Source organism: uncultured Aquimarina sp. (genome assembly GCF_947492405.1).
GTDB lineage: Bacteria > Bacteroidota > Bacteroidia > Flavobacteriales > Flavobacteriaceae > Aquimarina.
The window spans coordinates 52,309-77,019 of the sequence record NZ_CANLMP010000006.1 but is presented as its reverse complement, the minus strand read 5'-3'; the positions used below and the strand labels follow the sequence as shown (position 1 = coordinate 77,019).

General features: G+C 32.5%; 13 protein-coding genes. 7 read left to right on the top strand and 6 right to left on the bottom strand.

The window, feature by feature from the left end; all coding sequences use genetic code 11:
* Positions 1-4: 4 nt before the first annotated feature.
* The 5 genes from Q0829_RS19810 (at position 5) to Q0829_RS19790 (ending at position 8,481) form a co-directional block, all read left to right on the top strand.
* On the top strand, positions 5-2,776 hold the full coding sequence (locus Q0829_RS19810; RefSeq protein ID WP_298546277.1) for a TonB-dependent receptor: 2,772 nt from the start codon (positions 5-7) through the stop codon (positions 2,774-2,776).
* Between the two features lie 37 nt (positions 2,777-2,813).
* Entirely contained in the window at positions 2,814-4,010 is a 1,197-nt protein-coding gene (locus Q0829_RS19805; RefSeq protein ID WP_298546276.1) for a DUF4249 domain-containing protein, read from the top strand.
* A 113-nt stretch (positions 4,011-4,123) separates the two neighbouring features.
* Positions 4,124-5,329, top strand: a complete 1,206-nt coding sequence (locus Q0829_RS19800) for a DUF4249 domain-containing protein (protein WP_298546275.1) — start codon at positions 4,124-4,126, stop codon at positions 5,327-5,329.
* 77 nt (positions 5,330-5,406) lie between these two features.
* A complete protein-coding gene (locus tag Q0829_RS19795; protein ID WP_298546274.1) occupies positions 5,407-6,642 on the top strand; it encodes a DUF4249 domain-containing protein in 1,236 nt (411 codons plus the stop codon).
* A 54-nt stretch (positions 6,643-6,696) separates the two neighbouring features.
* A complete protein-coding gene (locus Q0829_RS19790) occupies positions 6,697-8,481 on the top strand; it encodes a hypothetical protein (protein ID WP_298546273.1) in 1,785 nt (594 codons plus the stop codon).
* Between the two features lie 13 nt (positions 8,482-8,494).
* On the opposite strand, the gene Q0829_RS19785 is transcribed toward Q0829_RS19790, so the two are convergent.
* Positions 8,495-9,613, bottom strand: coding sequence for an MFS transporter (locus Q0829_RS19785; protein ID WP_366893768.1), 1,119 nt, complete (start codon positions 9,611-9,613; stop codon positions 8,495-8,497).
* Positions 9,614-9,668: 55 nt separating this feature from the next.
* Entirely contained in the window at positions 9,669-11,873 is a 2,205-nt protein-coding gene (locus Q0829_RS19780) for a bifunctional alpha,alpha-trehalose-phosphate synthase (UDP-forming)/trehalose-phosphatase (protein ID WP_298546272.1), read from the bottom strand.
* A 92-nt stretch (positions 11,874-11,965) separates the two neighbouring features.
* On the opposite strand from Q0829_RS19780, the gene Q0829_RS19775 reads away from it, so the two are divergent.
* Complete coding sequence (locus tag Q0829_RS19775) at positions 11,966-13,735, top strand: glycoside hydrolase family 15 protein (RefSeq protein WP_298546271.1); 1,770 nt, start codon at positions 11,966-11,968, stop codon at positions 13,733-13,735.
* 61 nt (positions 13,736-13,796) lie between these two features.
* Here Q0829_RS19775 and Q0829_RS19770 read toward each other — a convergent pair whose 3' ends face one another.
* The 3 genes from Q0829_RS19770 to Q0829_RS19760 all read right to left on the bottom strand — a co-directional run bounded on the left by Q0829_RS19770 (position 13,797) and on the right by Q0829_RS19760 (position 20,103).
* Positions 13,797-16,607, bottom strand: a complete 2,811-nt coding sequence (locus tag Q0829_RS19770; protein WP_298546878.1) for a leucine-rich repeat domain-containing protein — start codon at positions 16,605-16,607, stop codon at positions 13,797-13,799.
* Between the two features lie 198 nt (positions 16,608-16,805).
* Complete coding sequence (locus tag Q0829_RS19765) at positions 16,806-17,600, bottom strand: sugar-binding protein (protein WP_298546270.1); 795 nt, start codon at positions 17,598-17,600, stop codon at positions 16,806-16,808.
* Positions 17,601-17,814: 214 nt separating this feature from the next.
* A complete protein-coding gene (locus tag Q0829_RS19760; protein WP_298546269.1) occupies positions 17,815-20,103 on the bottom strand; it encodes a starch-binding protein in 2,289 nt (762 codons plus the stop codon).
* 997 nt (positions 20,104-21,100) lie between these two features.
* Between Q0829_RS19760 and Q0829_RS19755 the strand changes: the two genes are divergently transcribed.
* Positions 21,101-21,406: a hypothetical protein gene (locus Q0829_RS19755; protein ID WP_298546268.1), complete on the top strand. Its 306-nt coding sequence runs from the start codon at positions 21,101-21,103 to the stop codon at positions 21,404-21,406.
* Between the two features lie 303 nt (positions 21,407-21,709).
* Here the strand turns inward: Q0829_RS19755 and Q0829_RS19750 are convergent, their stop codons facing one another.
* Positions 21,710-24,709 (bottom strand): carbohydrate-binding protein, encoded by a 3,000-nt coding sequence (locus Q0829_RS19750; RefSeq protein WP_298546267.1) that lies wholly within the window; start codon positions 24,707-24,709, stop codon positions 21,710-21,712.
* Positions 24,710-24,711: the final 2 nt, after the last annotated feature.

Genomic DNA, 24,711 nt, shown 5'->3' with positions numbered 1-24,711 from the left:
TATTATGAGAAAATGTTTTGTTTTATTTTTTTCGTTACTAGTTTTTAATGGCTGGACTCAACAAAACGATCCTTTAGTAACTCTTTCTTTTGAAAATTCTGATTTAATTTCTGTTTTAAATCAGATAGAAGACAAGACTGAGTTTCATTTCTATTTTATTGATTCATGGCTAATCGAGTATAAAGGTATGTCGGGTAATTATAACAATGTACCTATGACTAAAGTTTTGAAAGAACTTTTCGAAAATACCGTTGTTAACTTTTATGTATTGGATAATAATAAGGTGATTCTTGCTAAAAATAGTATCATATATGACACCTTACCTGATCGATTTTTTGGAGAATACGAGAAAGAAGATTCCGTTGAAATAAAAAAGGAAGTAACTAAAGTAATATCTCCTGTTTTTGCTTCGTCCAAGAGTACATCTAAAAAGAGTACAATGGAAACAATTACTATTGGTAGAGCACTTAGAGGAAATTCAAGGGAGAAGTTTAAGTTTTATGGTTACCTCACGAATATCCAAACTGGCAAACCATTACCTAATGCTATTATTGTGGTGAATGGTAACGATGTAGGCGCGGATACAGATGCTAAAGGATATTTTGAGACAGAACTAACCGTCGGATCCAATATCGTAGAGATTAGTGCTATAGGAATGGAGCGTTTTAAAAAGCAAGTGATTATATATAACGATGGTAGATATGATGTAGAGCTCAATGAGAAAATAGAGTTTTTAGATGAAGTCATTTTGAATGCAGAGGTTAATGATAATGTAAGTGAGGTAGTTACCAAAACCAAAATCGATGTAAAGGAGTCTAAAAATATTCCTTTGGCATTAGGAGAACGAGATGTTCTTAAAGTGGCAACAACTTTACCAGGTATTACTACTGCAGGAGAAGGAGCATCTGGTTACAATGTTAGAGGAGGAAAGTCGGATCAGAATCTAATACTTCTGGATGATGCTGTTATATACAATCCTCAACACTTTTTTGGAATTTTTTCCGCTCTAAATCCTTTTGCTTTAGGAGATGTGAGCATATATAAAAATAATATTCCGGCACAATATGGAGGTAGATTATCATCTGTTTTTGACTTAACTACCAAAGACGCTAGTGTTACCGAGTTTAAAGGTGAAGCTTCTATAGGACCAGTTACAGGAAACGTACTGATAGAAACGCCAATTGTTAAAGATAAAGCAGGAGTAATGATAGGAGGAAGAGGAGCATATGCCAACTGGGTTTTACGTTCTCTGGATGAAGAATCTCTTAATGATAGCGAAGCCTCATTTTATGATGTTGTAGCAAAGTATAATCATCAGATTACAGAAAGATCAAAAGTAGAAGCAACAGCCTACTTAAGTAGAGATGACTTTAGTATTACTTCGGATTCATTATATGTATATAACAACAGAGCGTTTTCTTTAAGATGGAATTATCGTTTTAATGAAAAAAACACCGGAAAACTAGCTTTATCTAATAGCCAGTATAAATTCAATATAGAGTTTGATGGCCAGTCGAATGATGATTTTGACTTAGGATACCATATAGATGAAACCGAGTTAAAACTTCAGTTTAAATATTTATATAGTAGTAAGCTTAAATTTGATTATGGTGTTGCTAGTAAACTATATAATGTAAATCCTGGAAGTATTGATCCTGTAGGAGGAGAATCTATTGTGACTCCATTTGAGATCGAAAAAGAACGAGCGCTAGAATCAGCAGTGTTTTTAGCAACAGAAATAGATCTTACTAAAAATCTAACCTTAGATGCAGGGATTAGATACTCTATATATAATTTTTTAGGAGAAGGAACACAAAATGTATATCAGGATGGAGTGCCAAGAAGCGAGCAGACAATACAAGAAACCTTATCGTTTGATAATAATGAGGTGATAGAAACATATGGTGGTCCAGAGTTTAGAATATCAGGAAGGTACTTAATAGGAGAGGACTTTTCTGTAAAAGCATCTTACAATAAGACTTTTCAATTTATTCATACATTATCTAATAACACTACAGTTTCGCCAATCGATACCTGGAAACTTTCTGATCTTAATATAGAACCACAGAGTTCGCAACAATATGCTCTAGGTGGTTATAAAAACTTTGACAGTGGTGCATATGAATTGAGTTTAGAAGGATTTTACAAGGAATCCAAAAATATTGTTGATTTTAAAACTGGTGCAGAAATATTACTTAATGAGAATATAGAAACCGAAGTATTACAAGGAAATGGACGATCATACGGAGTAGAATTCTTACTTAAGAAACAAAAGGGAAGGCTTTATGGTTGGTTAGGATATACATATTCTCGTTCTTTAATTCAATTAGATAGCCAGTTTAGAGAAGAACGAGTGAATGGAGGAGAGTTTTTTCCTTCTAATTTTGATAAGCCTCATGATTTTAGTTTAGTAGCAAATTACAAGTTTACTAGGCGTTTTAGTTTGGCAACTAATTTTGTATATCAAACAGGTCGCCCTGTCACTTTTCCTGTTGGGAGTTTTACTTTTAATGGATCAGATTTTACTGTTTTTAGTGATCGGAATAAATTTAGAATTCCAGATTTTTATCGATTAGATATTGGGTTTAATATTGAAGGAAATCATAAAAAAAATAAAGTAGGACATAGTTTTTGGACAATATCAATTTATAATGTTCTAGGTCGAAACAACCCATTCTCTGTATTTTTTGTTACAGAAGATGGAGAGGTCAAAGCGTTACAGAGCTCTATTTTTTCCGTACCTGTTCCTTCTATTACTTATAATTTTAAATTTTAAATAAGTGATGTTTTTGGTAAGATATAATAAAGATATAATGAGTGTTAGAAGGTTACTTCTGGTATTGATTTTTAGCACGATGTCTGGTTGTATCGATCCTTTTGAAATTGAAACGGAAAATTTTGAAAATATTCTAGTCATAAATGCTATTATTACTAACGAGGTGAAAAATCAAGAAATTCTATTATCAAGAACATTTAGGTTTGAAGATGATGGCCAGCTTTCCGAAGAAGGAGCAACGGTAAAGGTAATAGAAGACTCGAGTGTAGAATATCTTTTTGAAGAAAGCTCTGCGGGTACATATCGCTCTATACAAGAATTTGCAGTTAACTCGGGTAGAGAATATCAATTGTCAATCCGGACTTCTGATGGGAAATCTTATGTTTCGGATAAGGTAACTTTACCACAAGAAACATCAATAGAAAGAGTATATCCCCAAAGAATCACAAATGATGATGGAGTAGAGGGATTAGGAATATTTGTGGATACATTTGATCCAACAGGGAATTCACAGTATTATCGTTATGAATTTGAAGAGACGTATAGAGTAATTCCTCCTAAATGGTATCCTTTTGATCTTGTAGTTACTAGGGAAAGACCGCTATTTTTTGAGTTTGATTTGGTCGAAAGATCAGAGAGTCAAAGAATATGTTATGCGAATAATGTGTCGAATAATATTAAGATAACGAATACTATTAATTTTGAAGAAGATCGTATCACAGGATTAGAAGTTAGTTTTATACCGGCAGAAGATATACGAATAGAAAATAGGTATAGTATATTAGTCAGACAATATGTACAATCTAGAGAAGCAAATGGATTTTATGAAATATTAAGTAGTTTTTCGGAATCAGAGAGCTTGTTTTCACAAATACAGCCTGGATTTATTACAGGTAATATTACTTCAGAAAGTAATCAAGATGATAAAGTGCTAGGTTATTTTGATGTTTCTTCGGTTTCAGAACAACGTATTTTTGTCGATCGTGATGATTTTTTAGCAGATTTGCCATCTTACGAATTAAAGTGTGAGATATTTAGGCCAGAGCCAGGATTTGGGACCTTACTGGAGTATCATATGCTTATTAGAGACTTTATAGAAAGTAATACGGTTAGATATTATACTGATGTACCACTTCCTCCTGATGGATCCTTTCCCTTTACTTTTATGCGCACAGAGTGTGCAGATTGTACAACAGCAGGAGTTAGTGAGGTTCCGGATTTTTGGATAGACTAAAGAGTTAATATGTGATAAATTATAATGATGCAATAGAGTAGTTTTAAGAACTCCTGAAACAAACAATGTTTTATAATTTTACAATGGAAAATGTATTTAAATTGATAAAGTTGATGCGAATATTAGTCACTATATTATTGTGCAGTACTCTGAATAGCTGTATCGATCCTTTTGAAATAGAAACTGAAAATTTTGAGAATATTCTAGTCGTAAACGCCACTATTACTAATGAGGTAAAAAACCAGGAAATTCTATTGTCAAGAACATTTAGGTTCGAGGATAATGGCCCACTTTCAGAAGAAGGAGCGATAGTAAAGGTAATAGAAGATGCTAGTATAGAATATCTTTTTACGGAAAGCGCTCCTGGAACATATCGTTCCGTACAGGAATTTGCAGCCAGCTCAGGTAAAGAATATGAATTGTCAGTCCAAACATCGGACGGAAAATCTTATGTTTCCGATAATGTAACTTTGCCTCAGGAGACATCAATTGAAAGAGTCTACGCTCAAAGAAGTGCAAATGATAGTGGAGTAGAAGGATTAGGAATATTTGTTGACACATTTGACCCAACAGGGAATTCACAATATTATCGCTATGAGTTTGAAGAAACGTATAGAATAGTTGCTCCGTTATGGTCTCCTTTTGATCTTGTAGTGACTGCAGAAGGGGCAGATATGTTTGAGTTTGGTTTAGTAAATAGATCTGTAGATCAAAAGGTGTGTTATGCAAGTAATGTATCTAACAATATAAAGATTACAAATACTACCATTTTTGAAGAAGACCGTATTACAGCACTAGAAGTTAATTTTATACCCGCAGAAGATATACGAATAGAAAATAGGTATAGTATTTTAGTTAGGCAATATGTACAATCCAGAGAAGCTAATGGTTTTTATGAAATACTAAGTAATTTTTCTGAATCAGAGAGTTTGTTTTCTCAAATACAACCTGGATTTATAGCAGGTAATATTAGTTCAGAAGGTAATCAAGATGATAAAGTGTTAGGTTATTTTGATGTTTCTTCTGTCTCAGAACAACGCATTTTTGTAAATCGTGATGATGTTCTTACAGATTTACCAAAATTTGCTTTAGAATGTGAGCAAATAGAATTAAAGAAAGGTCGTGATGAAGTTATAACTTTTCACCAACGTATTGGTGTTTTTATAGATAGTGATGAAGTCAGATATTTACCGGATTCGCCACCCACACCCGGTGAGCCTGTAGTATTTCCAGGTATTTTACGTTATTTTATACCCAGAGCTTGTGGGGATTGTACGGCATTAGGTGTTAGTGAAGCTCCAGATTTTTGGATGGATTAAAGATTTGGTGTGTTATAATGTGAAGGAAATGATTTTATAATATCATAAAAGATAAATAATGTTTTAGAAATTTTAAAATGGTAGGAGTATTTAAGTTTATAAACTCAGTTAGAATATTAATAGTGATATTAATATGCAGTACTCTGAATAGCTGTATCGATCCTTTTGAAATTGAAACAGAAAATTTTGAAAATATTTTGGTTATTAACACTACTATTACGAATGAAATGAAAAATCAAGAAGTACTATTGTCAAGAACATTTAGGTTCGAGGATGATGGTCCCTTGTCTGAGGAAGGAGCAACAATAAAAGTAATAGAAGATGGCAGTGTAGAATATCTTTTTGAAGAAAGCGCTCCGGGCACATATCGTTCTGTGCAGGAATTTGCCGCTAGCTCTGGTAGAGAATATGAGTTGTCAATCCAGACTACTGATGGAAGATCATATGTTTCGGATAAGGTAACTCTACCACAAGAAACGTCAATCGAAAGAGTATATCCTCAAAGAATTACTAATGATAGTGGAGTAGAGGGGCTAGGGATATTTGTGGATACCTTTGATCCAACAGGAAATTCACAATATTATCGCTATGAGTTTGAAGAATCTTATAGAATAGTTACTCCTTTATGGTATCCTTTTGATATTGTAGTGACCGCAGAATTGGAAAATCGTTTTGAGTTTGGCTTAGTAGATAGACCGGTAGATCAACAAGTATGTTATGCAAGCAATGCGTCTAATAATATAAAAATTACAAATACAACGGTTTTGGAAGAAGATCGTATAACAGGGCTAGAAGTTAACTTTATACCAGCAGAAGATATACGAATAGATAATAGATATAGTATATTGGTTAGGCAATATGTGCAATCTAGAGAAGCTAATGGATTTTATGAAATACTAAGTAATTTTTCGGAATCAGAGAGTTTGTTTTCTCAAATACAACCTGGATTTATTGCGGGTAATATTGTTTCCCAGAGTAATCAAGATGATAAAGTCTTAGGTTATTTTGATGTTTCTTCGGTTTCAGAACAACGCATTTTTGTGAACCGCGATGATGTTCTTGTGGATTTACCAAGGTTTGTCTTAGAATGTGACTTAATAGAACCAAAGCAAGATCGTGATCTACTTATAACTTTTCATGAACGTCTTGGTGCTTTTATAGATAGTAATATGTTCAGATATTTACCCGGTTCACCGCTCGAACCCGATGAACCTATAGAACCTTCTGGTTCTTTTCGTTTTTTCATACCGAGAGCTTGTGGCGATTGTACAGCCTTAGGTGTTAGTACAGCTCCGGATTTTTGGGTAGATTAAATGATAAAAATATACTATTAAAGAAATGAAAAATTTTAATATAAAATCATACTAGTGAGAATATTATCAATTATATGTGTCCTGTTTTTTTTAACGTTTAATATTTATGGACAACGACAGTCGGTCTTAAAAACCAATAAGGATGCTTATGGCTATAATCTTGTTCCGCAAGAGAAGGTATTTGTACATTATAATTCATCATTATTGTTTTCGGGAGAATATTTTTACTATCGTGTATATTGCTTTAATGCAAAGACTGATGCATTGAGTACTATAAGTAAAGTTGCATACCTAATGCTTTTAGATGAAGATCAAAAGGCAGTATTTAAGCATAAAATAGAATTAGATAAAGGATTGGGACAAGGTGATTTCTTTGTCCCAGTATCCATACCGTCTGGAAACTATAAATTAGTGGGTTATACACAATGGATGTTAAATGAAACTTCTAGGTTTTTTCAAGCAGATATTAGTATACTAAATCCATATCAGGGAAACCAAAATAAAATTCTTTCTGCTGATACTCCTCAAGATTCTTTAACCAATGCTCAAATAGAGGTTTTAAAAGGAAGTGAGTTAACAAAGGTGTCAGCAGAGAATGCTAAAACGGATTTAAAAATATCTACTGACACTAAATCTTATGAAAAAAGAAGTTTGGTGAAACTTACTATAGAAAATACCCAATTAAATACTATGGGAGGTAATTATTCTATTTCCGTAAGAAAAACTGACCCTTTTGCTAAAGCCTTACCAGTAAGAGCTAAAGACTTCTCTGTTATGTATAGTAATGGTGTTAAAAGTTCAACTAAATCAGTTGGAGCTTCTGTTTTTTTACCGGAAATGCGAGGAGAACTGATTTACGGAAAAATTCTTTCTAAAGAAGCTGCTTTTTCAGTTTCAGAACAATCTGTAGGTTTGTCTATTCCCGGTAAGATGAGTGATATGAAAGTTGTTTTAACAGATGGTACAGGTAATTTTGTGTTTAATGTAAACAATAGAAATGATAGGGATGAAGTATTGATTCAGGTTTTAGGAAAAGATAGAGAAAATTATACGGTACAAATTTTTGAAATACCAGAAGTAAAACCCCAAAACTTAGATTTTTATCAATTTAAAATTTCACCTTCTTTAAAGGATGAAATTATAAAAAGAAGTGTTCACAATCAAATCGATAATGTTTTTTATAGTGTAAAACCAGATACATTGCAAGCACTTAAAAAAGCTTTTCCTTTTCATGGAACTGAGATAGAAACCTACGTTCTGGATGATTACACAAGGTTTGGTACTGTTAAAGAAACATTGGTTGAGGTGGTAGAAAATGTATGGGCTAAGAAAAATGAACTTGGAAATGAAGTTTTTGCAGTAAGAGGATACTATCCTACTGTTAAGAAACAAAATTTTTCATCATTATTGGTTGTCGATGGTATTTTTGTTCAAGATCAAGAAAGTATCATAAACTATGATGCCAGAAAGATTAAAAGTATCAGTTTTATCCGAGATCGATATTATTTAGGTACCCAAATTTTTGAAGGTGTAGTAATCATAGAAACAATAGAAGGAGATTACTTAAATTCAATTAATAATAGTGCTAAAATTACATTATCTTCTTTACAAACAAATAAAAAATATTTCAGGCAAAAATATGATGATGATACATCTTATAATAGAATTCCTGATTTTAGAAACCAATTGTTATGGCAACCAAATGTAAAAATGACAAAAGGGAAGAGTAGTATCGAATTTTATACATCGGATGTTGTTGGGGATTTCGAAATATGTTTAGAAGGTTTTAAAGATAATGGATTTCCTGTTTCAATTAAGACGTATATCACTGTAGACTGATATATTAGATTCTTTATTTTCTAGAACTATATAATCCTATTATTGGACCAATTGCTAAAAACAAAAACAAATAAGCAGGATTAATTTTGGTTACTAAATATGAGAGTAACTGAATACTTATAATAGTAATGGCAAAGCCTATGCAATTGACTATAGTAAGCCCTGTTCCTCTTAACTCGGCAGGAGCTGCGGCTGCTACCAAAGTAGAGAATTGAGGGGAATCTGATATAACGACCATCCCCCAAAGACAAAGCAAGATTAAAAATATCTCCATTGGTAGTTGGAAAAGAAGAGGAGAGAAGAGACAGAAAAATCCTGAAATAATAAGCGAGTATCTAGCTACTTTTCTACTTCCAGTTTTTAAAGAAATATACCCTCCTATGATGCAAGAAAAAAAGCCAATTGCAATAACAATGAATGACCAAAATGATATAGGAAGCCCAATTCGATTTTGTTCTACATATATTTTCAATAGTACTGGGATAAAGCCCCAAAAAGCATATAATTCCCACATATGTCCAAAATAACCTAAAGCAGCTTTTCTAAAACTTACTATTCCAAAAAGCTCCGTGATTACACCTAATTGTAGTTTTGTTACCGGTTTTCTATAAGGACCATTCGGAACAAATAAGAAAATTAATAAACCGCCGATACATGCGAGTATACTGGTAGATTGAATAACAACTTTATAATCACTGTTCCAGGAAAGTTCTTTTAATAAATGAGGTAATGCGGTACCCAAAACTAAAGCACCTACTAAATACCCCAAAGCTTTTCCAAGTCCATCTTTATAATAATCCGAAGCTATTTTCATGCCAACTGGATAAATTCCTGCAAGAAAAAAACCGGTGCCAAAACGTGCAGTTAATACATTTAGTACTGTGATATTTGGTATTAACAGAGCAATATTACAAAGTGCTCCCAGAATAGCAGATATCATAAATACTTTTGAAGGAGGAAATCTATCAACTAAGGTTAACAAGGCAAAGGTTAATGTACCTACAATAAAGCCAAACTGAACTGTGGATAGAAGATATCCAAGAATATTAAAACCTACATTAAACTGAGTAGCAAAATCGTCAATAACTGCATTTCCTGCGAACCATAAAGAAGTACAGAAGAATTGCGCAATTATAATTACTGGAAGTATATAGAATTTTGGTTTCAGAGATGTACGTTTACTAGTGTTAATTAAATTCTTTTAATAATTCGTGTACTTGATTTGTGTCTTCTATATAGTATTTGGCTATTGTTTTCTTTAATCCCACTTTTACAGTATAAGACGTTGCAGGTAATTCTTTAAACATATATTCATCAGTCCAATCATCACCAATAGCAAAAATAAAATCATAATTCTTTTCTACTAACATTTTACAAGCTGATTTACCTTTATTAATTCCGCTTACTTTTATTTCTAATACTTTGTCACCTTCTAGAATTTCCAGATTATGATTTGCTATTAGATGTTGTATAGTAGTTTTTAATTCCATAGATCTTAATTTCCCTAAATCGGGATCTACATTTCTAAAATGCCATGCCAACGAGTAATTTTTTTCTTCTATAAGAGAGCCAGGTGTTCTATCTGTAAATGACTCTAATACCGGAGCAATTGATTCGAACCAATCGTTACTAACACGTTCTAAAAGTTCCCAGTCTTTAGTTGGCTCTTTTAGCCAAGCTCCGTGTTCTGTTATTAATGTATAGTCTTTATGTCCAAACCATTTATTGAAAGTAAATTTATCTCTTCCTGTTATTAGTATAACTTTCGTGTTTTTATCTTCTTGTAACTTATCTAAAATATTAAATATTTCTGGAGTTGGTTTTGCATTTTCAGGAATTTTTTCGAAAGGTGCTAATGTTCCGTCATAATCTATATAAAGAATTCTATTTTTAGAGTTCTTAAAATCACGAAGCATCTCTCCTTTGATTGATGAAGTTAATTTCTTAAGTGAATATTTTTTAGCACTTGTCTTTGTGGCTTCAAGAGATTCCATAAAATCATTTGCCCATTTTTCTACATTATATCTTTTTAACCTTTTTTGTAGAGCTTTGTTCCTTTTTATCTGCTCTTCTTCTGGCATTTCTAAAGCAAATTTCAAAGTGTCTGCTATTTCCTCAAAGTTATTAGGATTTATAATTAGTGCTTCGCTCATTTCTTTTGAAGCTCCAGTCATTTCACTCAAAATAAGTACTCCTTTTTGATCAACTCTAGAAGCAATATATTCTTTTGCTACCAGATTCATTCCATCCCTAATAGGAGTAAGCAATGCTACATCACTAGAAGTGTATAAATCGATTAAGTTTTCGAAAGGCATGGAACGATAAAAATACCAAATAGGCGTCCAACTTACTTCAGAAAATTTACCGTTAATCCTACCTACTAATTGATCTATTTCATTTTTTAGGAGTTGATATTGCGGTACATTTGATCTTGATGGTACTGCTAGCATTACCAACCTTGCTTTCCCTTTGAATTGAGGGTATTTATCCAGAAAATATTCAAAAGCTCTTAATCTATTGGCAATTCCTTTAGTATAATCCAGTCGGTCAATAGATAAGATTAGTTTTGCTCGATCACCATTAACAAGATGTTCATCTATTTTTTGTTGTATTTCTGTCTGATCTTTTTTCTCTTTTTCATTATGTATTTTAGCCGCATTATGAAATTTTTCATAATCAATACCCATTGGAAAAGAATCAACCTTAACAATTCTATTATCCATATGAACATTATTGAAGTTGATTTCTAATCCTAAAATTCTTTGTGCGGAACTTAGAAAATGGCGTTCGTAATCATATGTATGAAAACCAATTAAATCAGCACCTAGTAATCCTTTTAATAATTCTTCTCTACAAGGAATAGTTCTAAAAACTTCATATGAAGGAAAAGGTATATGTAAAAAGAAACCTATGGTAACATTGGGTTTCTTTTTGCGAATCATCTCTGGTAATAATAATAATTGATAATCATGTACCCAAATGGTGTCATTTTCTCCCAGATTCTCGATAATAACATCAGCAAACTTTTGATTTACTAATTGATACGTTTCCCAACTTTCTTTATCAAACTCCGTATATTCCATAAAGTAATGGAATAGCGGCCATAGGGTATTATTACTAAAACCATAATAAAAACCATCTATTTCAGATTCGGTTAGCGGTACACCAACACATTGGTGTTTTTTTAAAGCTTTTTGTACCAGTTTTCTTTTTTCAGAGTCTAATTGTTCCTCTGTAAGACCACTCCATCCAATCCAAATACTATCGGTTCCAGAATGAACTGACTTCATTCCTGTTGCTAATCCTCCAACACTTGGCAATGCATTGATCGAATTATTATCAATTTCTAATTGTAAGGGTAGTCGATTTGAGATTATGATAGTTTTACTCATAAAGCGTGGCGAAAGTTGGTTGACTTATTTTGATTTATTAAATTTCGGTTTAGCGAATAAAGGTACGTTTATTTAAAAGAACTACGAATCATATGAACAATTTAGACTACGGAATTATTGGAAATTGTAAAAGCGCAGCGTTGATTTCAAAAAGTGGATCAATCGATTGGTGTTGTTTGCCAAACTTTGATTCTTCTTCTGTTTTTGCAAAAATTCTTGATAATGAAAAAGGAGGTTCTTTTGAAATTTTAGTTTCTGATGAATATACTATTTCCCAAAAGTATATTGCTAAAACAAATATTTTAGTTACTGAATTTAATAATGGTATTGATGTTTTCGAAAGTATTGATTTTATGCCTAGATATCAGAATGAAGATGGTACTTATCATACACCAGCTGATATTATAAGATATGTTAAATTAATTTCAGGAAAACCATCTTTTAGGGTTAAATATAATCCGAGATTGGAGTATGCTAAAGAAGATACATATTCTAAGAAAACTGAAGAGTACATAAAAAGTATTACGGATAAAGATAAATATGATACTTTATACCTTTATTCGGATTTAGACTTAGAAGCTATTTTAAATTCAGAAGAAATTGTTTTATCTGGGAATGCTTATTTTTTAATTAGTTATCATGAAAAAATTCTAAAGCAATCCTTGGAACTATGTTACCTTAAGTTGCAGAGAACAAGAGTGTACTGGATGAATTGGAGTGAGAAAACCACTTCATATGCGATTTACAATGATCAGATTTTAAGAAGTGCATTAGTACTCAAATTACTTAGTTATGAGAAATCTGGAGCTGTTTTGGCTGCTGCAACTACATCTTTACCAGAAACGATAGGAGAAGTTCGTAACTGGGATTACCGTTTTTGTTGGATTAGAGATGCTTCTATGGTGATAAAGGTTATTTCTGATTTAGGACATAAAAGAGTAGCACAACGTTTTCTCCAGTTTATTATCGATATCATACCTGATAAAGATGAAAAGATCCAGATTATGTATGGAATTAATGGAGAAAAGGATCTTACCGAGAAAACATTGGATCATTTAAGCGGTTATAAAAATTCTAGTCCAGTACGTATTGGTAATGCTGCTTTTCACCAAAAACAAAATGATATTTATGGAATTTTGATGAATGTAATTTACCAACAATTCGTAAAATTTGATTGTGCGGTAGATGATAGTGAAAGTTTGTGGACAATTAGTAAAAGTATTGTTCATATTGTAAATGTAAACTGGGAAAAACCAGATAAAGGTATTTGGGAATTTAGAACAGAAGAAAGGCATTTTACATTCTCAAAATTGTTATGTTGGGTTGCTGTAGATAGAGCAATTAAGATAGGAGAACTCATTGGTAAAACAGAAAATAATCCTAGGTGGATTGAACTTAGGGATAGAATTTATAATGATATTTATAAGAATGCCTGGAACGAAGAAGTAAAGGCTTATACCCAGTCTTATGGATCATCTGATTTGGATGCTTCTACATTATTAATGGAATCTTATGGTTTTATAGAAGCTTTGGATCCTAGATTTATAAGTACTGTAAAAGCTACAGAGAAGGAACTATGTAATGATGGGTTATTATATCGTTATAAGAACAAAGATGATTTTGGATTGCCATCTTCATCTTTTACCATTTGTAGTTTTTGGTTTATTAATAGTTTGAATAAAATAGGGGAGAAGGAAAAAGCAAAAGCAATGTTCGATCAATTATTATCTTATAGTAATCATTTAGGCCTTTTTAGTGAGGATATCGATTTTAAATCTAAAAGGTTGCTCGGAAATTTTCCACAAGCTTATTCTCACTTAGCACTAATAGAAACAGCGGTTAATTTTTCTGAAGACGTGTAACTAAAGGAGAATGACTGATGGAAACATTTACTTAAAGAATTCTCATTTATTAAACAGGCGATTATTTCATATAATTACTATAAAGTTCAGTATTTTTAATCTTAGAAATTATCTGATTAGGTTTAAGTTTTTGCAAATTTTGAATATCAATAGTAAAAGGCGGTGAAACAAGTTTTAATGAGTTGGAATATTTTTTTTCTAGATTAGTTTCTAATTGTGTAAGAAATTTTACTACTCGATTATTGCCCAATTCTTTTGCTGTATTTAGCATAAGTTGATTAATTTCACTTATGTGTCCATTACAATTTAATAATGCCCCTATAAGATGTAATAACCCATACTCACTTGCTGCTATACCATTATGAGCAACAGCTTCTACAAATACCAATTCTTCATTCTCTAATTTAATTTCTTTTAGGTTTTTTGATTTTAAGGCAAAACCAGGTACTGATTTGATATATGGTAATGTACCAAGAACTAAGGCATGTTTTTTATTATTCTTTAAAATATCGAGTTTATAATGCGCAGCCAAATGCTGAATGTTAACCAAATTCTTTTTTTGATTTTCATTAGATTTTTCTATAATGTCTTTGACGCTAAAAGAATTGTCCATAATGTAGCTAATTTCTTCATGAGCCATATAAAAAGTCTTGTTTTCTAAATATTTAATACAGTTGTCTACTGATTTTTGAAACGCCTCATTATTAGCAAATTCTTTCGTTTTTCTTAAAATTAACAATCCCTTGATGAAATTATTTATTTCTTTATGATGATAAAATATTTCAGGATCAATCTCGGCTTTTGTAAATTGTTTTAGAGGTTTATTTGTTTCATTAACTGGAGTACTACGGGATTGTTTCTTTAAATTTTTATAAAATTTGGAATTAAAAACTTTTGATTTACAAGAAGTAATATTCTCAACAAAAGAAGAAAAAGTGATACTTTTTTCATCAAATACATATTTTAATTTGTGTTCTTTGGTTGTTTCCAAAGTGGAAAGCATGGCCTCCAATTTTGGAATAAAAGTAGTTGCATCAAGAAACTTAGCAGATTCTTCCAATTTCTCCGAAAGATGATTTCCAAAACTTTGTCCATTCATAAGATTATGTAATAAATGAAGTGAAGCGAGTTCAAAATCATTTAGTTTAAAATATGCTTCAGAAATATCAAATTCCATTCGCAGGTAATCTTTATTAACCGTTGTGCCGCTGGATGAATAATAGGTATGTTTTGTGCGGGCTATATTAAAATACGTAATCGCATCAGAGTATTCTTTTTTCGTCATATAGATATCACCAAGACTATGCGCTGCCAGATGGTTGATATTTTTTAATGTGTTCATTTCTCTTTCACTCAAATAATAGGTTTTGTTATATGACTCAGAGATTTTAATGTTTTCTACAAGATATTGTAGTTGCTCATTATAGTTGGCGATATTAAAACGATCAAGTTTTTCGTTGAAGCTATTTAGAACTTTTGCAAAAGTTTTATCACTTTTATATGGTTCATACTGACTCAAAGTTTTGAGACTTTCCCGAAGTTCATCTATTCGGTAATCATGATATAATCTGAATTTCTTATTTTTTTCAAGCTTTGCTAATCTATTTTTTTCCATAGCATCAAGCATTGCTTTTTCTTCTGGTGTTCGCTTAGCATTGTATTTTTTCATGCGAGCTTTAGTTTCAGATCGATTACGAGCTAAAAGCTCTGTTCTGGAGGGATAATAAACATTTTTATCAACCTTAACTACTAGAATTCCAGATTCGACTAGCGCTTTAGGTAGTGTTTTTATATTATTATTTTTAAAATTCATTTGAGCTCGCTTCAATTGGGCGAAGGATGCAGGAACCTCAGAAATCTGATTTTTATCCGCATTGAGGTAGTTTAAATTCACTAAATTCCCTAAAGACTTCGGTAATAACGTTATCTTATTTTTACTAAAGCTCAATGATTTAAGGTGAATTAAATTTCCTAAAGACTCAGGTAATTCCTCGAGAAGCATGTATCCTATACTGAGCTTCTCTAATTTACTAGCATTACCAATAGATGTCGGCAAATTACGTATGGGATTCTTATTAAGATAAAGCAGTTCTAAGTTTTCTAGATCTCCTATAGATTCTGGTAGATGCGTAATTTGGTTGACTTGTAATTGTAATTCTTTTATATTTTTTAATTGTCCCAGGCTTTTAGAAATTGTAGTTAATTGATTTTCAGTTAAATTTAACTCTTGGAGATTTGGTGTTTTGAACAAACTTTCCGGAAGATCAGAGATCTTGTTTTTTGAGAGATCTAAATCTTTTAGTTGTGTCAATTCTCCTATACGTTTAGGAAGTTGTTTTAGTTCGTTGTTACTTACATCTAATTTTTCAAGTTTATAAAGTTTATAGATGCTTTTAGGTAGCTCTGTTAGTTGATTTTTACTTATATTTAAATAGGTCAGTTCTGAACAGTTACCAATAGATTCTGGTAAGGTCTTTAATTTAGTCCTATGAATTTTAAGAAATGTCAATTTTTTCAAGCCACCAAAACTTTCAGGTAAACTTGTTAATTCGCTCCCACTAATTGTTAACACATCTAATAAACTGAGATTACCAATACTTTTGGGCAAACTTGTTAAATTGTTGGATCCCAAATCCAATTTTTTTAATACTGTCAAATTGCCAAGTGTTTCCGGTAGAGTGGTAAGCTCATTTTTGGCTAGATATAGCTTCTTTAGTTTAATTAAATTTCCGATCGATGCCGGTAATGTACGTAAATGATTACGACTTAGATAAAGGACTTCTAGATTAACCAGTTCTCCAATTTTATCAGGTAATTCACTCAAGTTTTGAGAAGATAAATCTAGGCTTTTGGCAAATTCCTTATTTTTTATTGCATCATCTAAGTTTGTGTAGTTTGTGTTTTGTGAAATAGCAGTACCGCTAATAATTAAAGTAATTAATAAAAGCGAAAGTGTTTTTTTATAAATAATAGTTTTGATAAGTGAGAGTTTTAATTAGATGTTCCGTAACATAATGGAGACTAAAATATAATCTTTTTAAGATACTACCTAATATGAAAAATCTTCTATTTATTCTATCAGCACAATAGTTCCAAAAATATCTGCATTGATCCAACCCTGATTTTTATCTTCTCCAGGTACGAAGACAGAACCCATAAAATTTTCTCTTTCTTTACTCTTGTCATTATCATTATAAGCAATTGCGAAACCTAGTTTTTGATTTTTAGATAATACTACGGGGTCATTAGTTTTGCCTTCTTGATACGTATGATCATATACTGTAAGCTCAAATTCCCAAATAGAAACATCACCTTCAGTCTTGCGTTTAGTTTTTACATGATTATTATAAAGTACTGGTTTTTTTTGAGAGTCAAGATCCACAACATTACCGTCTAAAGCTATGTGATATGCAAAGGCATTATTGTTATATTGATGTTCTCCACCAGAGTTATCCGCATCTATAAAAATCTCTACGCAATCATCATCCCACCATAATTTTAAAGGATCTTTATGTTGGTCGTATAAAGTGTCATCTTTTACTTCTACCAGGATATAAAGTGCTTCTGTAGTCCATGTAATCTTGTATCTACCTAAAAAATCTTTAAAATCCGGAAATTCTCCGATCCAGTTTTGATCCATAGGGTACCATTGTGTTTGACTCCAAATAGGATCATTCATGTCTCCGTCTAAATTTGGAGCTATTTCAGCCTTTTTTACCTCTCGTATTTGGTGATCTTTTTTTTCTTGTTTGATTTCTGTTAGTTGCGGATTTTTATCAATAACTGCCTTTTCAGAATTCTTATTTCCTTCCTTTTTACAGGATACAATTAAAATTAAGACTAGTATTATCGTTATTTTTTTCACAATGATCATATTTCGAAATTCGTTTTTACTTTTAAAAAAGAATGGAAAGATATTAAAAACATTTACTATTTATAGAAGGATATGATGAAGTTAAGATTTTGTAAAGTTGAAAAACGCAAAAGTTTCCAAAAGAAAAAGCGATCGTTTAGGGCAAACGATCGCTTTTGACTAATATATCAATTTAAGATATATGCATTATATAGGGACAAAAAAATTATTGTTTTATAACTTTTAATCTCTGTAGTTGTGTGCCATTTAGTTTTATCGTATAAAAATACATACCCTGATCTCTCATATCAGAGCTGTTAATTTCTATCGTTTGGTTTCCTGCTTGAGTGTTTTTACTATATACAATTTTGGTTTGTCCTAGTATATTAGAAATCGATACTTCCAAAAGTCCATTTTTTGATGTGTTTACACTAAGAGTACCTCTGTCTCTAGTAGGGTTTGGCCAAAAAGAAACACTACTTTCGGTTATAGGAGAATTTTCTTTGTCAGCATTATCTGCTAATTCCATAGCTCTGTTAGAAGGGCAATTGTTTGTGCAATTGTTAGACCAAGTTCCGGTTCTTTTTCCATTACTACTGCCGGTAACTCTAAACCATCCATCCGTACCTCTAGTAAGGTCTACAGTTTGTTGTCCATTTCCATTATTGAAAACTACACCAACATTATTGGTATTAACTCCATTTGGTAATGTAAAAGTTTTTCTGCACCAAGATGTACCACTCAGATTATTCATGCTCATTCCTGGCCAACCTGTAGTACCAGAAAGGGTTTGATTTGTAGATTTATTATACAGGTACATATTGGTGTTATTACCCCATCCACTTGGTTTTTGGAAGTTTAACGTAACATCATTGGATGTTCCACCTCCGTTGCTGCTGCAATCACCTGGACATGTATTACTCCAAGCATTTCCTCTATACCATCCATCTGTACTTCTGGATAGGTCACCAGTTTGGTTATTTCCATCATTAAAGATTACTCTAAGATTATTTGCAGATACACCTGCTGGAGGTGTTATAGAGAAAGAATACCAATTTGTACCTGAAATATTCGTCATGCTGTTTCCAGGCCATCCATTAGTTCCAGGAAGTGTTGCATTTGCTCCAGCATCATATACATATGCATTGATATTAGATCCCCAACCTGCTGGTTTGAAGAAATTAACCGTGTAAGGAGGTACTGTTTCTCCACCGCCAGTATTTCCACCTTGCGTCCATACAGCATAGTCTGTACCGGATGTTTGTAGTGTCCATCCGCTTCCATTAGGAGACCAATTACCTGATCCTAATTTCATTGCTAGTGTTCCGGACTTACCATCTATGTAAGCAGCATATAAATCTCCTCTAGCTTCATCAATACTGATCGTAGATGCAGAATGTACTCTTACACTTTTTCTAGCAGCAATAAGATCTCTAATAGCATTTTGTACTCCAGCACCAGTATCAAAGAAATGAGTCCAGAATACCATTGGATTTCCCGGGTGTGTTAAGATGTAAGCATATCCTTTTCTAAGATTAGTTTCTCCACCAGGGAAAACAAAGTTAGATCCACAGCATTGTTGTGCAAATCCAGTATCATGATTATCAAGAAAAGTTACAGACTTAGAAGGATTAATTCCTATCATTCCAGAAGGATTACCAGAGAAATCTCTTAAGTATGATAGATTATTATCTCTGATTGCATTTTGAAGGCTTACTTTGGTGTTAAAATCAAAAGCTGAAGATGAACCTTGTGTTCGATTTACGAAATTATTAGTTTGTACTCTACTACTTTCTAATAATTCTCCAACCGCAAAATAAGGATTTGTTGCATCATTATATTCTTTATTGTAGATAGGGTCATATCCATGAACAAAATCATATCTCCATCCATCAAATCCAAGATCATCTTGTAATTTTTTCATCCATTTAATAATCTCTGCCCTTACTGCTGGATTTCTGTGATCTAAATCTCTAGCAGCTGCAAAACCTCCGCTAGATCCATCTGCTTTTAGTTCAAAGCCAGGTACAAAATCATTATTAATACTAAATTCAACTGGTCCATTTACAAAGTTTCTCCCTTCATCATCAGCTGTGATATAAAATGTTGGCCAAGCTGGATTTGTAAACGTAACCGCATCATTAGTACCTACACGATGATTGACTACGATATCACTAATTACTTTAATATCTAAATTGTGATATTGATCAATAAGAGTTTTTAATTGGTTGGTGGTACCATAAGCACTATCAAAGTTATTAATCTCTCTAGGTAAGTAGCCTTGAGGGGCAGCAGAATTGCTAGGAGGTGGCATCCATATAAGATCAATTCCAGCATCACTAATAGTGTTTCTAACACTAGAAACAACATTATACCAAGTTTGACCGGCTGGTTGATTTTGTACATTCCAGTCAAAGGCCTGAAACATTACATCTTCGTCTTGAGCCTGTAGTCCTACAAAGGGTAAACAAAATAAAAGGCTTACAAGAATTCGTAATAAGTTTTTTCTTTTCATTTTTAAGATTTTTTTCGTTCCATTAGGAACAATAGTTTGTATTCAGTGAGTTTGTGTCTTCTCAAATTTTCGTTTCGAGAAAAATGTAATTCTGAAGTAAAAGACTTAATAGAACTGTAAAAGATAAATGAGCAGTATTTCTACCTAAGGAAGAATTTAGACTGACTTTTTATTGTAGTATATAGAAAGATACTGGTTTGAGTATTATTCGATAACAATAGAACTAATTATGACGGTTGTTATTAAGTAATTTTTTTCAGAGATTTAGTTTGAAAAATTATTCTTCAATGTTCTGACTGATATTTTGGAGAATAATTTTATCTAATTAAAGTAGCTCAAACAATTTTGAAATTTTCGGTGGAGGAGGTGTTGATTTCATAATTCATAAGTTTTAGTTTGTAAAAGTGTTTCTTGTGTTATTTTTTCACTAAGTTATTACGAAATATTCAATTTTAGTATTTAGAATAGTTACTACAACGTTTTCGTGTTGATAAATTCTTAGCATTTTGCATAATATGTTAAAAAGCAAGCTTTAATTAACAGTTGTTTAGTGTGTTAAGAGGTGTTTTGGATGAGGAAATAAGATATTTTTTGTGTAGTATAACAGTTTTATAGAGATTTCTGTTTTTAGGTATAACGAAACTTGTTTTAAGAATTATAGCGGCTAATAAAAATTAAACAACTCTCTGGTTTTATCTTTAAGATAGAATATATTATTAAGGAATAATACAATTGTCAGTCTGAGCCTGTCGAAGTTTTAACTTGGTTAGAAACCATAATCAAGTAGGTATCCATTATAAAAAAACAAATTACAAATGTTAAAAAATTGTATGTGGTTTACTCCAGTGTCAATATAATAAACGGTTAACATGTGTTAATTTTTTACTTTATTTTGTAGTGTTATACCGTACAGTTAACTATTAGATATTCCTTATCTAGACAAGGAACAATTACATCAAGCTATTGATACAATAAATTTTAGAAAAAAGAATCAACGGTGTTAGTACAACTTTTAAAACGCTCTAAGGATCTTAAGGATTTTTGTGCTGCTTATAATGTTTCGCATAAACTTGGGTTGTACCATTCTTTAAAAGCTAAAAAAGATAATTCTCTATATTATCTTAATACTATAAAGATAGAGTTAGAAGAAATAAAGGATGATAACCCTAAACTGGCGCAGGTTAATAAAATAGTTAAAAGCCTTATGCAATCCTCATCAGACATCGCACTGATAGGTGATAAAATCGAATCTCAATGCCCTAGATTAACTGTACATCTTAGGAATAAGCACCCAACTTTATGATACATAAATTAGATACTGCTTATTTACCAAACTTAATCTATCTGTTAAAAAGACTGGGGTGATACTCGGGGAGGCTCCAGAAATATTACTTAAGGAATATCTAGATAAAACTTATATTTAGTATATATAAGGTATCAGTATTATTTTGATGTGTTTTTAGTATTGTATTATAAAAAAAAGTGGAGATTTAGAATAGCCCCACTTTTTAATTTTAGATATAGTATCTCGTTTATATGTATAAAAATTAGTAACAACTTTATCTGTGAAATAGTTACAGTATTAGCTGTATTGTGTTTTATTATATTACTTTTTAAATATTTTCTTAGTTCTCACTTGTTTCACATCAGTAACTTTAATTATGTATATACCAGAAGTAAGATTACTTAGATCCACAGTGACATTTGCCTCTTCCATATTTTGCGAAAGCACTTGTTGTCCCAGACTATTGATTATTTTAAGATTAGCAGTCTTTGAACCATTATTGTTAATAGTAAGTATATCTGTTACAGGGTTCGGAAATGCGTACAGTACGCCTTCGGCATCTGAAGCTTCTAGTTCAGGACTCGTTCTTATTAAATTAGTGCATCCAGAAACGATAAGATCCGGTCCAGTTACTTCTACATAATCAATTTTAGCAAGCCCCTCAATGCTAGTAGCATTAAGTGATATCGATTTCACTCCGGCATCTAAGGTAACTGTTGTTGAAGTCGTTATCCAATTACCTTGTGTATTACTGAATAGCATATCATTAGCCATGGTAGTTCCGTTAACAACTAAGTCAGCGGTTCTGGCCGAACCACCATAATAACGCCATACAAAAGTATACGAGCCAGCTGCACCATCAATTTCCCAATCTATTGCTTTTCCAATTGCATTTGATGTGTTGGCGTAACCAATACCAGTATACCCTTTAGAAACATTTTTAATGGAACCATCTACGTTGCAAAAGCCCATTTCATTTTCTTCGATGATTATGGTATTTGTGGATCCACTTGCGGATCCATTAAATTCTATCCAATTTAGATTTAATAAATACCCACTGCCTCCTGTAAATACCAGATATACATCGTGAGTTCCACTTACTGCATTCAGAGCAGCACTTACAGTTTCATAATTAGTCCATGAACCTGTGGTATCTACTGGAATAGTGGTGATTAAAGTACCAGAGACTCCATTCAGTCGAACTTCAATATCTCCTCCATTGTTTTTGCTTGAAACTCGGGCATCAATAGCATTAGCACAGCTAAGATCAATGTTATTAAATCTGAGCCAATCTCCATTTTGTATAAACCCAACTTGTTGTCCACCACCAGTATCAGAAGATGATTCAATCATTATTCCTGACATCGTATCGTAGTCTTCCGCTTCAATGGTTGCACAAGCTGATACTTCACTTCCATATACTTCTACTTCTGCTAAATTTAATACAATAGCTGTAGGATCAGAATGTTGTTGTATTTTAATAATTTGACCAATAACTCCACCAACATCCATTGTTATAGATGGATCTGGATGAGTAGTGTATGTTTTGGTATAGGTTATAGCGCCACTACTATCCATAACAATAACATCAAAATTAGATAGCCTAGTATTGCAGCAATTATCTACACGAGCAAAAACGTTAACATCGTCAATAGTATGATTTGCCCCTAAATCAACCTGCCACCAAGGATCTATTTCTGAGGATGTACGTGTTACTGAACCGCCAGACCATTTTCCATTGGTGTTGCCATCAATAGCTAGAAATGCTTCACCACCACCGTTAGGATGATTGGATGATTGAGTAGCAGCTCCCTGTAAGGCAAGGTTAGTTTCATCTGGATCAGTTCCTCCGTCATCTGTAGTAATAGTTAATTTTCGCATTTTAGATGCGGCAGCTGCGAAGGTATTATTTCCGCCTTGTGAAGCTGTTATATTTGTCGTGCCCACTCCTTTAATGCGAATCTTATTGTTTACAATAGTTGCTACATTGGTATTAGAACTGGAAAGGGTAACTGCAGCTCCGGAACTGGCATGTGCAAAAGGCGAAAAATCAGGATCACCTACTTTTTTATTCGGTATCTCACGAAAATCAATGAATTGATGGTAATTAGGTCTTGTTTCTCCTACTAAATAAGCTTGCTGAGGTCTAGTATAGGGTACGTAATCTGCATTCGCTTCTAATTGATCATTTACATGCTTTAATACTTCTACTTCATCAGACATGGCTAATCCACCGTTAGTAATTGTTGTAGAAAATGTTATTGAAGCTCCGGCAGAAGTAATTCTTTTTACCATTCTATATGCTTGATCCTTGTCGTACATTAGTGGCTCGTCGTTTAAAGACCACCGTCTACGAATGGGAGCAAACATATGTTTTACGAATACTTTACCTGTTTCGGGGTGTACTGATAAAGGTGATTCTTCCATATCTGTAACAGTATACTCTTCATAACCCCAAGAATTTGATGGGGCTTTTTGTCCTCCTATAGAAGTCACATGGCCTGCTGTAAATTGAGACCATATGTCATTAGCTTGATATTTTATTATTTTATAATCATCTTCATCTCTTTCATTTACACCATCTGAGTCGACCTTTATGCCAGGGAAATAACTTTTATTAAAATTGACACCAAGAGCAGCTCCAGGATTCGTTTCTTTAATTACATTAATAAATATATCCTTTCTGGGAATAGAATCGTCTGATCCACCAATTTTATCAATCCAATATCCATCTACCAAACCATCAAAACGCTCTAGAAATCCCCTCATTAATAGATTGAAAGCTGGGTAATTACCCAGGTTATTTCTGTTTTTATAGGCATCCCAACCAGCTATTTGAGCCGCTGACCCTTCGCCCATATTAGGCCAGTGGTTTATATATAGGATGACTTTAATGCCGGCATCTTTAAATACTTTGATGACATCAAAAATGATTTGTTCATTTTCTAGGCTTGGAACAAAATCAGGATGTATTTCATTCGCTACATCTATATAATTATTTTGCCGTACTGTATATAAACTACTATTCGCATTATTGGTTAAGTTTGTAATCACGTGACCAATAGTAGGATAATCTCTAACGATTTGTTTAGCCGCTTCTACATAGTCATAACCATTGGCTACATACCGATCTAAATCTTTTCCTCCTCGAATAATTAAGCGAACACCCCAGGAACCTTCCATCCATGGAACCTCAGAGGTTTGCTGTGCCTTCCCTATATCAGAACAAAGGATTAAAAAAACTAATAAAACAAGTGTTTTTGTTCGTGAAATCAGGTTGTTTTTTTTTGAAACTGATATTAATTTGCTATTTGTCATCATTG